The following is a 14408-nucleotide window of genomic DNA, read 5'->3' on the forward strand; positions in this document are numbered from 1 at the left end:
TCAATTGTCGCAGCGGCTGGGCTTTCCAGAAATTGACTTCTCAGCTTTCTCTCAGTCAATGAAGTTTGCAAGTTGCTATGGTCATGAGATCAACCGCACTCAAACGTTCTCACTGACAGGAGCTGATGGGGTTGCCACGTTTGCGCGCCTGGATGCTGCCCGCCGGAGTTCTGACGGTTTCTCTGATTGTGTTCTTGCTCGTCGAAGCGGCGGGCATCCCCTTGCTCACCGACCCGCGATCGTGGCTGGGCTCGTACTCGGTGGTCGCCGCGGCCATCGGCGTCGCGCTCCTGGTCGTCGACGTCCTGGTCCCCCTGCCCGCCAGCGTGGTCATGGTGGCGCTGGGGGCGACCTTCGGCTGGGCGGGAGGCATGGCGCTGTCGGTCGTGGGCAGCGTCGGAAGCTTCGCCGTCGGCTACTACATCGGCCGGCGGTCCAAGGGCTCACTGAAGACGGTTCTGCCCGGCGGTGACGTCACGCGGGCCGCGGCCATGGTGGAACGCTGGGGCATGCTGGCCATCGTGGTCAGCCGGCCCCTTCCCCTCCTGGCCGAGACGGTCGCCTTCTCCACCGGCGCCTTCGGCATGCGGCCGCTGGCGGCGTTCTCCGCCGCCGTCATCGGCGCGGCCGGCCCGGCCGCCGCCTTCTCCTACGCCGGCTGGCGCGGCGCGACGACGGCCGACGGCATCATCGTCTTCCTCCTCGTCGCCCTGGCCTCCGGCATCTGCTGGTTCGCCGGCCGGCGCCTGACCCCGGCTCCCGCCGCGCAGCCCCCGGGCGACCCGGCCCCCGCCGGGCAGCTCCAGGGGGACGAGGGCCCGTCCGGCCACTGACGCACGGCTCTTGCCATCCGGCCGGGAGTCTCTTACGTTCGTCACCATATAGTTCAGTGCTCAAACTAAATGGTGGCGTTCATGACCGCACCCACGACGCACGACAAGTTCTCCTTCGGCCTGTGGACCGTCGGGTGGGAGGGCCGCGACCCGTTCGGCGACGCGACCCGCCCGCCCCTGGACCCCGTCGCGGCGGTGCACCGCCTGGCGGAGCTCGGCGCGTACGGGGTCACCTTCCACGACGACGATCTGGTGCCCTTCGGCGCCCCCGCGGCCGAGCGGGAGCGCCGGGTGGCCCGCTTTCGCGCCGCGCTGGCCGAGACGGGCCTGGTCGTGCCGATGATGACGACCAACCTGTTCACGCACCCGGTGTTCAAGGACGGCGGGCTCACGAGCAACGACCGGTCGGTGCGCCGGTTCGCGCTGCGCAAGGTGCTGCGCAACGTCGAGCTGGCCGCCGAGCTCGGGGCCGCGACCTACGTGATGTGGGGCGGGCGGGAGGGCTCCGAGTACGACCCGGCCAAGGACGTGCCGGCGGCGCTGGACCGCTACCGAGAGGCGGTCAACCTGCTCACCGCCTTCGTGTCCGAGCGCGGGTACCCGATCCGGTTCGCGCTGGAGCCCAAGCCGAACGAGCCGCGTGGCGACATCCTGCTGCCGACGGTCGGCCACGCGCTCGCGTTCATCGCCGGCCTGGAGCGCCCGGAGCTCGTCGGGGTCAATCCGGAGGTCGGGCACGAGCAGATGGCGGGCCTGAACGTCGCCCACGGCGTCGCCCAGGCGCTGTGGCACGGCAAGCTCTTCCACATCGACCTGAACGGCCAGCGCGGGATCAAGTTCGACCAGGACCTGGTCTTCGGCCACGGCGACCTCATGAGCGCCTTCACCCTCGTCGATCTGCTCGAGCACGGCGGCCCGGGCGGCGGCCCGGCCTACGACGGGCCGCGGCACTTCGACTTCAAGCCCTCGCGCACCGAGGACGCCGACGGCGTCTGGGCGTCGGCCGCGGCCAACATGCGGACCTACCTGCTGCTGAAGGAGCGCGCCCGGGCCTTCCGTGCCGACCCCGAGGTGCGGGCGGCCCTGGCGAGCGCCCGGGTCCCCGACCTGCGCGTGCCCACCCTGGCGCCGGGCGAGGGCTACGACGACCTGCTGGCGGCCGGCGACGACGGCGATCCCGTCAAGCTCGGCGAGCGCGGCTGCGGCTTCGTGCGGCTCAACCAGCTCGCGGTGGAGCACCTGATGGGAGCCAGGTGACCCTCGTGGCCGGGGTCGATTCGTCGACCCAGTCGTGCAAGGTCGTGATCCGGGACGCGGAAACGGGCGCGCTGGTACGGCGGGGCCGCGCGGCGCACCCCGCCGGGACCGAGGTCGATCCGGAGGCGTGGTGGCGCGCCCTGCGGGAGGCGATCGCGGCGGCCGGCGGGACGGCGGACGTGTCGGCGATGAGCATCGCGGGCCAGCAGCACGGCATGGTGTGCCTGGACGCCGGCGGCCGGGTCGTGCGCGACGCCCTGCTGTGGAACGACGTCCGCTCGGCCGGGGCGGCCGGGGACCTCGTCCGCGAGCTGGGCGCCGCCGCGTGGGCCGAGCGGGTCGGCTCCGTTCCCGTGGCCTCCCTCACCGTCACGAAGCTGCGCTGGCTCGCCGAGCACGAGCCCGCGAACGCCGCCCGCGTCGCCGCGGTGTGCCTGCCGCACGACTGGCTCACCTGGCGGATGCGCGGCGCGACCGGCCTGGGCGAGCTGACCACCGATCGTTCCGACGCGTCCGGCACCGGCTACTTCGACTCGGTGTCCGGCGGCTACTGCGGCGACCTGCTGCGCCTGGCCTTCGGCCGGGACGACGTCGTGCTGCCCCGCGTCCTCGGCCCCTACGAGCACACCACGTCGGCGGACGGGCTGCCGCTGGGCGCGGGAGCCGGTGACAACGCGGCCGCGATGCTGGGGGTCGACGCCGGATCGGACGTCGTGGTGTCCGTGGGCACCTCCGGGGTCCTGATGGCCCGGCACCACCGCCGCCCCGCCGATCCCACGGGCACGGTGGCCGGGTTCGCCGACGCCACAGGAGGTCATCTGCCGCTCGTCTGCACGCTGAACGCCGCCCGCGTGCTGGACGCGGCCGCCGCCATGCTCGGCGTGGACCTGATGCGCCTGAGCGATCTGGCGCTCAGCGCGCCGCCGGGCGCGGAGGGCCTGGTCCTCGTCCCGTACCTCGAGGGCGAGCGCACCCCGAACCGGCCGCACGCGTCCGGATCCCTCCACGGCCTCACCGCCGGCAACGCGACACCGGCCAACGTCGCCCGGGCCGCGGTCGAGGGAATGCTGTGCGGCCTGGCGGCCGCTCTCGAGCCGCTGGCCGCCCAGGGCGTACGGCTCGGCGCCGTGCGCCTGATCGGCGGGGCGGCGGCCGCCCCCGCGGTGCGGCGGATCGCGCCGTCGGTCTTCGGGCTCCCGGTGATCGTGCCCGCGGCCGGTGAATACGTCGCCGACGGCATGGCCCGCCAGGCCGCCCGGGTGCTCCTGGGCGAGCCGCCCGCATGGCACGGCACCGCACCGCCCCCTGACGTCTACGAGTCACCGCCCGCCGCGGGCCTGCGCGAGCGCTACGCCGAAGCCGCCGACCACCACCTCGGCCGATGACCGCCCCACGCGGCCCGGCACACCTGCGGGCGCTCCGCCAGGCGAACCTCACCGCCGTGCTGCTGGCCCTGGCCTCCCGGCCGGGCTCGCGGGCGCAGCTCGCCCAGCGCACCGGCCTGACGAAGGCCACCGTCGCGAGCCTGGTCGAACCCCTGCTCGCCGGCCGCCTGCTGATCGAGGACCTGGCCGAGGCGAACGGCCGCGGCCGGCCGTCGCACCCGCTGCGGTTCCACCCCTGCGCGCCGGTCGCCATCGGCGCGGAGGTGAACGTCGGCTACATCGCCGCCGCGACCCTGACCCTCGACGGCCGGCTCCAGCACTTCCGCCGCCGCGACACGGACAACCGCGGCCGTCCGGCGGGCGATCTGCTCGACGAGCTGACCGCCCTGGCCCAGTCCCTGTACGGCGAGGCCGCCGGGCCCGTCCTCGGCGCCGGCCTCGCCGTACCCGGAGTCGTCCACGAGCGGCAGGTGATCCGGGCGCCGAACCTGCCGCAGTTCGTGGGCACGCGGCCGGGCGAACACCTGGCGGCCGCCCTGCGCCTGCCGATCGTCGAGACCGGCAACGAGGCCAGCCTCGCCGCCCGTGCCCACCTGTGGCCGGTCGGCGTCACCGGCGGCGACTTCGCCTACGTCTCCGGCGAGGCCGGCGTCGGCGCGGGGCTCGTGATCAACGGCGAGGTGCTCCGCGGGGCCAGGGGCTTCGCCGGCGAGTTCGGGCACCTCGTGATCGAGCGCGAAGGGCGGCCGTGCACGTGCGGCGGGCGCGGGTGCGTCGAGCGCTACGCGGGGTTGCGGGCGATGCTCGACGCCTCCGGGCGGGGCGATCTCCCGTCGTTCCTGCACGCGCTGGAGTCCGGCGAGGCCGCGGCCGTGGAGGCGGCGCGGGCGGCGGGCAGCGCGCTGGGCGTGGCGCTGGCCTCGTTGCTGAACCTGTGCGACCTGCCCGCCGTCGTGCTCGGCGGCGTCTACGCCCGGCTGTTCGCCTATCTGCGGCCGGCCGTACAGGAGGAGCTCACGTCGCGCGTGCTGGCCGACGCTCTGCGGCCGACCGAGCTGCGGGCGTCCGAGCTCGGAGATCGGGCGGCTGTCCAGGGCGCGGCCGGGATCATCACCCAGCTGGCGTGTGCACAGCCGCACCTGCTCGTGGGAGGTGGGCAGCCCAGGTGAGCGTGGGCGGCATCGGTGCGTTTCGGCACGCGGCGAACCTGCCCCTGATATCCTGATCATCACTATCTGAGCCTCCTCCGCCGGACCCCGTCCGCCCGAGGAGGCTTTTTCATGTCCGCGATCACCTGAGACAAGGACCTCCACGATGACGAACACCTGGCGGCTCGGCGATCTGACCGTCAACCGGATCGGTTTCGGCGCCATGCGCCTGACGGGCAGTGCCGCCTTCGGCGAGGGCGTCCCGGCCGACCGCGAGCGTTCGATCGCCGTGCTGCGGCGCGCGATCGAGCTCGGGGTCAACCACATCGACACCGCCGCCTTCTACTTCTCCCCGCATCTGTCGGCCAACGAGCTGATCCGCGAAGCGCTGGCCCCCTACCCGGACGACCTCGTGATCACCACCAAGGTGTGGCCGGGGCGCGACGCGTCGGGCGCGTGGTGGTGGGCCGCGCCCGAGCAGTTGCGCGGCCAGGTCGAGGACAACCTTCGCGGGCTCGGCCGCGACCATCTCGACGTGGTGAACCTGCGCGTCCCGCCCAGCCGGAAGGACGGCCCGATCGGGGAGCACGTCGCCGCCCTGGCCGCGCTGCGCGAGGCCGGGCTCATCCGGCACCTGGGGATCTCGAACGTCACCGTGCGGCAACTCGACGAGGCCCGCGCCATCACCCCGGTGGTCTGCGTGCAGAACCCCTTCGGCATCGGCGCCCCGGCTACCGAACGGGAGCTCCTGCGCACCTGCGGCGAGCTCGGCGTCGCCTACGTCCCCTTCTTCGCGATCGCGGGCGCCGGGCGCGAGGCGGGGGCGACCGCCGCCGAACCCGACGAGGTGCTCGCCGTCGCCCGGGCGCACGACGCCACTCCGGCGCAGGTACGGCTGGCGTGGACGCTGCACCAGGGAGCCCACGTGCTCGCCATTCCGGGCACCGGCGACCCCGGCCATCTCGCCGAGAACGTGGCGGCGGGAAACCTGCGCCTGTCCGGCGAGGAGGTGGCTCGCCTCACCGCCCTGGGCGCGTCGTAACCTCGCCCTATGACCGACACACCCCAGCACTACGCGCCCCGGTGGAACGTGAGCGAGCGGCCCGAGCCACCGGATGTCGGCGGTGAACGAGAGATCCTGACCGCGGTCCTGGACTGGCATCGGGCGACGTTCGACGGAAAATGCGCAGGTCTGCCGCCGGAGCGGCTGTCGGAGCGGGCGGTGCCGCCGTCGGGGTTGTCCCTGCACGGGATGGTGCGGCATCTGGCCGGGGTGGAGCGGTGGTGGTTCCGCATCCAGTTCGCCGGCGAGGACGTCCCGCTGTTGTACTACTCCGACGACGAACCCGACCAGGACTTCGACGACCTGGACGGGGATGTCGAGGAGGCGTTCGCCGGCTGGCGGGCGGAGTGCGAGCACTCCCGGCGCATCACGGATGACGCCCCGGACCTCGAGGCGACGGGAATCCGCAGGAGCACCGGCGCGCCGATCTCCTTGCGGCGCATCCTGGTGAACATGATCGCCGAGTACGCCCGGCACAACGGCCACGCGGATCTTCTGCGGGAGCGCATCGACGGTGCCACCGGGATGTGACTAGGCGAGCCAGCGCGCGATGCCGGTCAGCATCTCGTCCTTGAGCTCGCCGGGCGCGAAGGAGGCGCGCACCCCGTTCGCGGCCAGCTCGGCCAGTACGGCGTCGCCGTACCCGAAGACCTCGCGCAGGAGGCGGTACTCGCCGGCCAGGTCGGCCTCGCCGTCGGTGTTGATCGTCACCAGGAGCCCGGCCTCCAGCAGGCGGGGCAGGGGGTGCTCGGGCAGGGACGGCACCAGCTTGAGCAGGACGTTGGAGCTCGGGCAGACCTCCAGCGCGATCCCGGCGGCGGCGACCTCGGCGGTGAGGGCGGGGTCGTCGAGGATGCGGATGCCGTGGCCGATGCGTTCGGCGCGGCCGGGGCCGAGGGCGTCGCGGATGCTCTGCGGACCGGCCGCCTCGCCGGCGTGGTGCACGAGGTGGATGCCGGCCTCGTGGGCGGCGGCGAAGACGCCGGTGAAGGGGGCCAGGCCGTAGGCTTCGTCGCCGGCCAGGCCGATGGCGATCACCTCGGGGTGGCGCTGGGCGAGTTTGAGCGTCTGCCAGAGGCGTTCGACGGGGCGGCGGCGGGAGTGGTCGAGGATCACGCGGGTCTCGATGCCGTGGCCGCGGCCTTCCGCCAGGCCCTCGAGCACGGCCTCCAGCGGCATCTCCGGGTCGCCGAGGCGGTCGCCGTGGGCGGCGGCGGTGAAGCTGACCTCGGCGTAGCGGGTGCCCTGGGCGGCCTCGTCTTCGCAGAACTCGCGGGCGATGCGGCGGAAGTGCGCGGGTTCGGTCAGGCGCTCGCGGACCTGCGCGCGGTGGTCGGCGAAGTCGCGGAAGGTGGCGAAGGGGCCGCCGCGCCCGCCGGGCCCGCCCAGTTCCAGGGAGGTTTCGGGGCGGACGGTGCTTTCCAGGTGAACGTGCAGGTGGGCCTTGGGCAGCGCGCGCAGATCTCTCACCGCACGGACCCTAGCCCGATGCCGGGCGGGCGGGCATCCGGTTTTCCGGCGGTCCGGATGTCCCGCCCGGGTGGCGATCAGCTCAGGTAGTCGCGCAGGGCCAGGGCGCGCGAGGGGTGGCGGAGCTTGGACATGGTCTTGGACTCGATCTGCCGGATGCGCTCGCGGGTGACCCCGTAGACCTTGCCGATCTCGTCGAGTGTCATCGGCCGGCCGTCGACCAGGCCGTAGCGCATGCTGATGACGCCGGCTTCGCGCTCGGTGAGGTCGTTCAGGAGCCCGCGCAGCTGCTGCTGCATGAGGGTGAAGGAGACGGCGTCGGCCGGGGAGACGGCCTCGGTGTCCTCGATGAGGTCGCCGAACTCGCTGTCGCCCTCCTCTCCCAGGGGCGTGTGCAGGGAGATGGGCTCGCGGCTGTAGGTCTGGACCTCGATCACGCGATCGGGGGTCAGCTCGACCTCGATCGCGATCTCCTCCGGCGTGGGTTCGCGGCCGAGCTCGATCTGCATCCGGCGCTGCACGCGGGCGACCTTGTTGATCAGTTCGACCATGTGCACGGGGATGCGGATGGTCCGTGCCTGGTCGGCCATGGCCCGGGTGATGGCCTGCTTGATCCACCAGGTGGCGTAGGTGGAGAACTTGAAGCCGAGGCGGTAGTCGAACTTCTCGATGGTGCGGATGAGGCCGAGGTTGCCTTCCTGGATGAGGTCGAGGAAGAGCATGCCGCGGCCGGTGTAGCGCTTGGCGATGGAGACGACCAGGCGCAGGTTGGCCTCAAGCATGCGCTCCTTGGCCCGCAGGCCGTCCTCGGCGATCCATTCCAGGTCGGCGCGGAGGTCGGCGGGCAGGCCGGGCTCGGTCTCGAGCCGTTCGCGGGCGAACAGCCCGGCCTCGATGCGCTTGGCGAGCTCGATCTCCTGTTCGGCGGTGAGGAGAGGGACGCGGCCGATTTCCTTGAGGTATGCCTTGACCGAGTCGCCGGTGCCCGGAGCGGTGTCGTCCAGGACGGGAAGCTCTGCTACTTCGGACAAGACGCTCTCCTCGCTTGGGTGAATCTGCTTCGACGATGGCGCGGTGAGTTGCGGCAAGACGAACCCTTCTCCAAACTTAGGACACACCTAAGTTTAGGTTGACACTGGCGTATCGTCAACCTAAAATGAGGACGGACCTAAAATTTTTAGATGGGGATGCTGAGCGGAGGCTGCTCCTTCACGCTACCCAACGCACGGGGCAACCAAGCTCCATCAGCCAAGACTCTTGACATCGCCGACCAAACCAGCATGGAGCAGCTCGTCCAGCGCCTCGCGCAGATGGCGAGCCAGTTCCCAGGCGTCCGGCACCATCCGCCGGTCGGTGATCACGCCGATGTCCAGCGAGCCGTCGTAGGAGAAGGCGGTGATGTTCACCCCGCCGCTCATGTCGGTGATCACCGAGACGGGATAGTGGGTCAGCAGCCGCGCCCCGCACACGTACAGCGGGAACTGCGGCCCGGGCACGTTCGAGATCGCCACGTTGATCGGCGGCGCCGTCTGCCCGACCAGCCCGAACGCCGAACGCGAGGCCAGCCCCATGAGCGCGGCCGGCATCGACTCGCTGAACTCCCGCAACCACCGCGCCGGCGCCAGCGAGAACCTGTCCTTGATCCGCCGCATCGCCTCGCGCACGTGCCGCAGCCGCTCCATCGGATCCGCCAGGTGTACGGCCAGCGGCGCCGTCATGATCGTCACCTGGTTCCCCGGCCCGTCCTCCCCCGCCGACCGCAGCGAGAACGGCACCCCGGCGGCCAGCGGCATGTCCGGCACCCCGCCGTGAACGGCCAGCCACCGCCGCAGCGCCCCCGCGCACACGGCCATGACCACGTCGTTGACGGTGACCCCGGCGGCCTTGCGCACCTGCTTGACCTCCTCCAGCGGCAGCGAGACGAACGCGAAGCGCCGATGCTCCGAGACCGGCCCGCTGAAGGGCGTCTTCGGCGCGGGCAGCGACGGCAGCTCCGGCACCTGCGATCCGGCCAGCCTCCTGGCCAGCCCCGACACCAGCCGGGCGCCGGGAATCCACGACACCAGCGGAATCTCGTCCAGATGCGGCAGCGCCCCGGCGGCGAAGCGGACCGCCTGGGCCGGGTTGCCGCTCATCCTGATCAGCGCCCGGCCGGCCATCTCCAGCCCGTCCGGCGTCGGCTCGTCGGGCTCGGGGCGCCCCGCGGGCGGCGGCGCGGGCACCGGCGTGAGGTCGAGGAGGGCGGCCAGCACGTCCGCCCCGCCGACGCCGTCGACCGCCGCGTGATGAATCTTGGTGTAGAGGCCCATGCGCCCGCCGGACAACCCGTGGATCAGGTAGATCTCCCACAGCGGCCGCCTGCGGTCCAGGCGGCGCGGATGCAGCCGGGACACCTGCTCGGCCAGTTGCCGGTCGTCGCCGGGCGGCGGCAGGCCGATCTCCCGCACGTGGTAGTCGAGGTCGAGGTCGTCCTCACCCACCCAGTACGGATGATCCAGCCCGAAGGGCACCGGCGCCAGCTTGCGCCGCAGGGCGGGAATGTACGGCAACCGCGCCTCGAGCAGAGCCTGCAGGTCGCTGCGGTTGACGTCGCCCTCGAGGATGGCCAGGCCGGCGATGTTGGCGACGTTGGTGGCGGTCTCGAAATGCAGGAACTGGGCATCCAGGGCGGTCAGTTGTGGCACAGGTCACACCTCCGCCACCGAACCAATCACGCCGCGGCCGCCGCCACAAGGCCGGTGGTGGCGGGGCCGGGCAGGGCGGGCGTACGCCCGTCAACCATGCCCGGCCCCGCCGGCGGCCCACTCACAATGATCAATCCAATGCCCATCCCGTGCCCCCGTGGCGCGCCGGCCGGTCCGGCCCCCTCAAACGACACGACAACCCGTCGCCGGACCACGTGCGCCGCACCGAGGTCGTGCAGCGGTTCAGCCCCCCGTTGACACTTTTCTTGGCTGTACCGCCGCGCCTCAAGCCGGAGGCGAATGCCGCACAGGCCCCTCCTCTCGATGCGTCCCCCGTCGATGAATAGTGAAATCAGCTTCTGCTTGCCGACCTATCCCCCGATGAGCAAATTCCGTTTAGGTCGGTAAGGCTTACCCGATTCCCTAGAAACGAGAGGGAGTGGTGCTTCCTTGCTTGATTCTGGGCGAGTCGCCCTCGAACACCAAGCCCCTTTTCCCGCTTTTCAACGCCGCTCCGGCCGGGCCCGGCCGTCCGCCCGTCGTGCCCGCAGGCGAGATGACCTGGGCTTATGTCGTGCCGGTACGGCCGGCGCGAGAGAAGATGCCGTTCCCTCCCCTTTGTACGCCGGCGGGGCCGGAGGGCGATCTCGATGAACATGCATCGGCACGAAAACCTTGGAAACGTATGCGATGTTTCTCGTCCGGGCTATTGCCGAAACGCCGTCAATGTGTGTCGAATAGTCCGCATGGGTCGTCCGGAGAAAGCATTGGATCCGCAGGCGGGTCCCATAGAGGCGTTCGCGCACGCGCTGCGGCGATTGCGGGAAGACGCGGGCATGCCCACGTATCGGGAACTGGCTCACCGCGCCGGCTATTCGGCCACCGCGCTGCAGGGGGCGGCGCGGGGTGACCGGTTGCCGAGCCTGGCGGTGACCCTGGCCTTCGCCGGGGCCTGCGGCGGGGACCAGCAGGAGTGGGAGCAGCGCTGGCGCACCACCGAGGCCCTGCTGGCGATCGCCCCCGACATCCTCGACACCTCCGCCGTCACGTGCGCGGCCGGAGAGACGCCGCGGGCCAAGGAGGCGAACGGGGCCCCGCAGGCGCCCTACGTGGGGCTGGCCGGCTACGGCGTCCGGGACACCGATCGGTTCTTCGGCCGCGACGAGCTGGTGGCCGGCCTGCTCGAGCAGTTGCGCGAGCGGCGCTTCCTGGCGCTGGTCGGGCCGTCGGGCAGCGGGAAGTCGTCATTGCTGCGGGCGGGGCTGATCCCGGCCGCCCGCGCCCGCCTCCTGCCGGGCGCGACGGAGATCGGCGTGATCGTGTTCGCCCCGGGCCGCAGCCCGCTCACCGCCCTGTACGAAGCCCTCGCCACCGCCGGAACGGGGCCGGCTTCGGGCGCCGCGCCCGCGCAGCCGAACGGAGAGGACGGCTTGGCCGCCGGCGACCTGGCCGGGGGCGACCTGACGGAGCTGGCCGACCGCTTCGGCGCGCTGCCCGCCGGGCCGAAGGCGGAGTTACTGGTGGTGGTGGACCAGTTCGAGGAGGTCTTCGCCCTGTGCCCGAGCGCGCGGGAGCGGGCCGCGTTCGCCTCGGTGCTGGTGTCGGCCCGATGGGCGGGCAGCCGGGTGCGGGTGGTGCTGGGCCTGCGGGCGGACTTCTACGGGCACTGCGCCGCCCACCGCGCGCTGGCCCAGGCGCTTCAGGCCGCGACCGTGCTGGTGACGCCGATGAGCGCGGCCGAGCTGCGCCAGGTGGTGGTCAAACCCGCTGCCCTGCAGCACGTCATGGTGGAGCCGGCGCTGGTGGCCACGATCGTGGCCGAGACCGCCGACCAGCCGGGCGCGCTGCCGCTGGTCTCGCACGCGCTGCTGGAGACCTGGCGCCGGCGCCGCGGCAAGAACCTCACCCTGCACGCCTACCACAGCGCCGGCGGCATCCACGGCGCCATCGCCCAGACCGCGGAAGCGGCCTACGTCACGCTCTCGCCCGACCAGCAGGATGCCGCCCGCCGGCTGCTCCTGCGGCTGATCACGGTGGACGCCGACGGCCAGGTCACCCGCCGCCCGCTGCCCCGCGCCGACCTGTCCGGCACGAGCCCGCCCGAACCCGGCCTGCCGGACTCCGCCCACACGCCCCCCGCGCTCAACGAGAGGGCGGACGGTGACACGGCGGGCAGGCTGGGCGCGGTGCTGGACCGGCTGACCCACGCCAGGCTGATCACCGCCGACGCCCAGACCGTGCAATTGGCGCACGAAGCGGTGATCACCTCCTGGCCCCGGCTGCGGGACTGGGTGGCGGCCGACCGGCAGGGCCTGCGCATCCGGCAGCAACTGGCCGAGGCCACCTCGACCTGGCGAGAGCTCGGCCGCGATCCCAGCGGCCTGTACCAGGGCGCACGGCTGGCCCTCACCCGCGACTGGGCCGCCCACAACGACCACGCCGGGCTCACCGCCGACGAACGGGCGTTCCTGGATGCCAGCATCAGCGCGGACGAGGCCAGGCAGGTGGCGGTGCGGCGCATCAGCCACCGGTTCCGGACCCTGTCGGCGGCGCTCGGGGTGTTGCTTCTGCTCGTCTCCAGCGCCGCCGTCCTCGCGGTGCAACAGCGTCAGCTCGCCGAGCACGAACTCGCCCAGTCCCAGTCCAGGGAACTGGCCGCGCAGGCCCAGCGTGCCGCGGGCACCAACACCCCCCGGGCCCTGCGCCTGGCCGGCGACGCATACCGGCGGGCGCCGACCGCCGAAGCCCGCAGCAGCCTGCTCAGCATCACCGCCGTCCCCCGCGCCAGCGTCCACCTGAACGATCCCGGCCAAGGACAGGACCCCAACCAGAGGCGGGTCGCCGCGGCGCTCGCCTTCAGCCCCGACGCGCGGCTGCTGGCCTACGCCGAGCGCCAGGCAGGACCGGTGCGGATCTGGAACACGGAAAGCGGCGCCCTGGTGGCCACCATCGGCCACAAAGCCTCCGCCATCACGTTCAGTCCCGACGGCAAACGTCTCGCCTTCGAGGAGGAGGAGATGGTCTGGGTGTGGGACCTGCCCACCAACCAGCCCGTCACGAAACTGGCCTACACCACCTCTGCCCGCACGCTGGCCTTCAGCTTCGACGGTCGCCAGATCGCCGCACAGCCCTTCGAGGTCAAAGGCGACGAGAAGCGCACGGCCGAGGCGCCCTCCGTGACGGTGTGGGACATCGCCAGCCGCAAGACGACGACCTATCGGGGCGCGCCCGCGATCGAGCGGTTGAAGACCGCCCAGGCCACGGCGATCCGCGCCCGCGCCCTCGGGTTGCCCACCGGCGATCAGCCCTTCCCCTTCCCGTTGTTCCCCGACTACAGCCACGACGGGAGCGTCCGGCTCGAGCTCGAGGACTACGACGTCGGCGTCTCGGTCATCGAGGCGCTCACCGGGAAGAAGGAGTGGTACGGCGACACCCGGAGCTGGGTGTCGGCGATCTCCCCGGGCGGCCACCTTCTCTACCTCGGCCACAAGCAGGGCCAGATCTCTCTCTGGAACGTGGCCGAAAAAAAGCCGAGCGCCACGGTGCAAAGCTACCCGGGGGACGTGATCGCGCTGACCCTCAGCCAGGACGGGCGCCTGCTCGCCACGGCCGATCACACCGGCGTCATCGCCATCCATGACCGTGCCAGCCTGCCGCTCATCGGCCACACGAACCCCATCCGCTCCATCGCCTACGCCCCGGACAGCAAGAGGATCACCACGCTCGACCAGGTGACCGCGCGGACCTGGGACCTCGCCACCCGCCGGGCCGGCACCTTCCTGCTCGCGGACCCCTCCTCCCCCGAGGCCGCCGCCTACAGCCCCGACGGCCGCATCCTGGTCACCAGCCACTCGGCCACGTCCAAGCCGGACGCCCGGATCAGGCTCTGGGACTCCTCCACCGGCGAGCAGCTCGGCACGCTCCCGTTCGCCGTCCCTGCCTACGCGCAGCAGCCGAACCACCTGGCCTTCAGCTCCACCGGCCGCACCCTGCTCGGCCGTACCGCCGACGGTCACGCCTATCTGTGGGACATGGGCTCCAACACCCTGCTCCAGGGCGCCGTCGAGTGCCCGGGCGCCGTCTTCACCCCGCAGGGGGACCAGCTGATCTGCCTCCACCAGGACCGCCTCGTCGCCCAGGGCATCCCCGCCAAGCCCCTGACGCCGTCCCCGCCCACGCACACCGACCCGGCACGGACCAGCGAGGTGCGCAGCGCCTACAGCCCCGGCGGGCGGCACCTGGCCACGCTCACCGACAGCAAGGTCACGCTCTGGGACGCCCAGACCCGGACGAAGATCCCCGCACCGCCCAACACCCCGGCCCCCGCGCGGGCGGTGGCCTTCAGCAGTGACGGGCGCCTGCTGGCCATCGCCGGCAGCGACGGCTCCATCCTGCTGTGGGACCTGGAGCAGCGCACCACCTGGGCCACCCTGACCGGTCACACCGGAGCCGTCACCACCCTCGCCTTCAGCCCCGACGGCACCACCCTCGCCTCGGGCAGCACCGATCAGACCGTCATCGTCTGGCCCCTGAACCCCGAATCCGTCCTGCGCTGACGCCGGTTGAGA

General features: G+C 72.3%; 9 protein-coding genes and 1 pseudogene. 7 read left to right on the forward strand and 3 right to left on the reverse strand.

Translation table 11 applies throughout. The features are described from left to right. Positions 1 to 194: 194 nt before the first annotated feature. The 6 genes from FVE25_RS12750 (at position 195) to FVE25_RS12775 (ending at position 6217) form a co-directional block, all read left to right on the forward strand. Positions 195 to 833, forward strand: coding sequence for a VTT domain-containing protein (locus tag FVE25_RS12750; RefSeq protein ID WP_157246750.1), 639 nt, complete (start codon positions 195 to 197; stop codon positions 831 to 833). An 81-nt stretch (positions 834 to 914) separates the two neighbouring features. Beyond that, on the forward strand, positions 915 to 2090 hold the full coding sequence (gene xylA / locus FVE25_RS12755; RefSeq protein WP_157246751.1) for a xylose isomerase: 1176 nt from the start codon (positions 915 to 917) through the stop codon (positions 2088 to 2090). Next, complete coding sequence (locus FVE25_RS12760; protein WP_157246752.1) at positions 2087 to 3475, forward strand: FGGY family carbohydrate kinase; 1389 nt, start codon at positions 2087 to 2089, stop codon at positions 3473 to 3475. The genes xylA and FVE25_RS12760 overlap by 4 nt, the downstream gene beginning before the upstream one ends. After that, positions 3472 to 4644: an ROK family protein gene (locus tag FVE25_RS12765; RefSeq protein ID WP_157246753.1), complete on the forward strand. Its 1173-nt coding sequence runs from the start codon at positions 3472 to 3474 to the stop codon at positions 4642 to 4644. Before FVE25_RS12760 ends, FVE25_RS12765 begins: the two co-directional genes overlap by 4 nt. Before the next feature lie 145 nt (positions 4645 to 4789). Beyond that, positions 4790 to 5665: an oxidoreductase gene (locus tag FVE25_RS12770; RefSeq protein WP_157246754.1), complete on the forward strand. Its 876-nt coding sequence runs from the start codon at positions 4790 to 4792 to the stop codon at positions 5663 to 5665. A gap of 9 nt (positions 5666 to 5674) precedes the next feature. Beyond that, a complete protein-coding gene (locus FVE25_RS12775) occupies positions 5675 to 6217 on the forward strand; it encodes a DinB family protein (protein WP_157246755.1) in 543 nt (180 codons plus the stop codon). Here FVE25_RS12775 and FVE25_RS12780 read toward each other — a convergent pair whose 3' ends face one another. The 3 genes and pseudogenes from FVE25_RS12780 to FVE25_RS12790 all read right to left on the reverse strand — a co-directional run bounded on the left by FVE25_RS12780 (position 6218) and on the right by FVE25_RS12790 (position 9840). Next, positions 6218 to 7156, reverse strand: a complete 939-nt coding sequence (locus FVE25_RS12780; RefSeq protein ID WP_157246756.1) for an adenosine deaminase family protein — start codon at positions 7154 to 7156, stop codon at positions 6218 to 6220. It abuts the gene before it with no gap. Between the two features lie 77 nt (positions 7157 to 7233). After that, a pseudogene (locus tag FVE25_RS12785) lies at positions 7234 to 8148 on the reverse strand (RNA polymerase sigma factor); the annotation flags it as partial. A 252-nt stretch (positions 8149 to 8400) separates the two neighbouring features. After that, the gene (locus FVE25_RS12790) at positions 8401 to 9840 is read right to left on the reverse strand and encodes a WS/DGAT/MGAT family O-acyltransferase (protein WP_157246758.1); all 1440 of its coding nucleotides are present in this window, start codon (positions 9838 to 9840) and stop codon (positions 8401 to 8403) included. A gap of 836 nt (positions 9841 to 10676) precedes the next feature. On the opposite strand from FVE25_RS12790, the gene FVE25_RS12795 reads away from it, so the two are divergent. Further along, positions 10677 to 14396: an nSTAND1 domain-containing NTPase gene (locus FVE25_RS12795; RefSeq protein ID WP_157246759.1), complete on the forward strand. Its 3720-nt coding sequence runs from the start codon at positions 10677 to 10679 to the stop codon at positions 14394 to 14396. Positions 14397 to 14408: the final 12 nt, after the last annotated feature.

The organism is Nonomuraea typhae (genome assembly GCF_009760925.1).
GTDB classification, from domain to species: Bacteria; Actinomycetota; Actinomycetes; order Streptosporangiales; family Streptosporangiaceae; genus Nonomuraea; species Nonomuraea typhae.

Coding starts and splice junctions, on each gene's coding strand:
- xylA (WP_157246751.1), top strand. CDS start 915: ATGACCGCACCCACGACGCACGACAAGTTCTCCTTCGGCCTGTGGACC.
- FVE25_RS12765 (WP_157246753.1), top strand. CDS start 3,472: ATGACCGCCCCACGCGGCCCGGCACACCTGCGGGCGCTCCGCCAGGCG.
- FVE25_RS12770 (WP_157246754.1), top strand. CDS start 4,790: ATGACGAACACCTGGCGGCTCGGCGATCTGACCGTCAACCGGATCGGT.
- FVE25_RS12775 (WP_157246755.1), top strand. CDS start 5,675: ATGACCGACACACCCCAGCACTACGCGCCCCGGTGGAACGTGAGCGAG.
- FVE25_RS12795 (WP_157246759.1), top strand. CDS start 10,677: ATGCCCACGTATCGGGAACTGGCTCACCGCGCCGGCTATTCGGCCACC.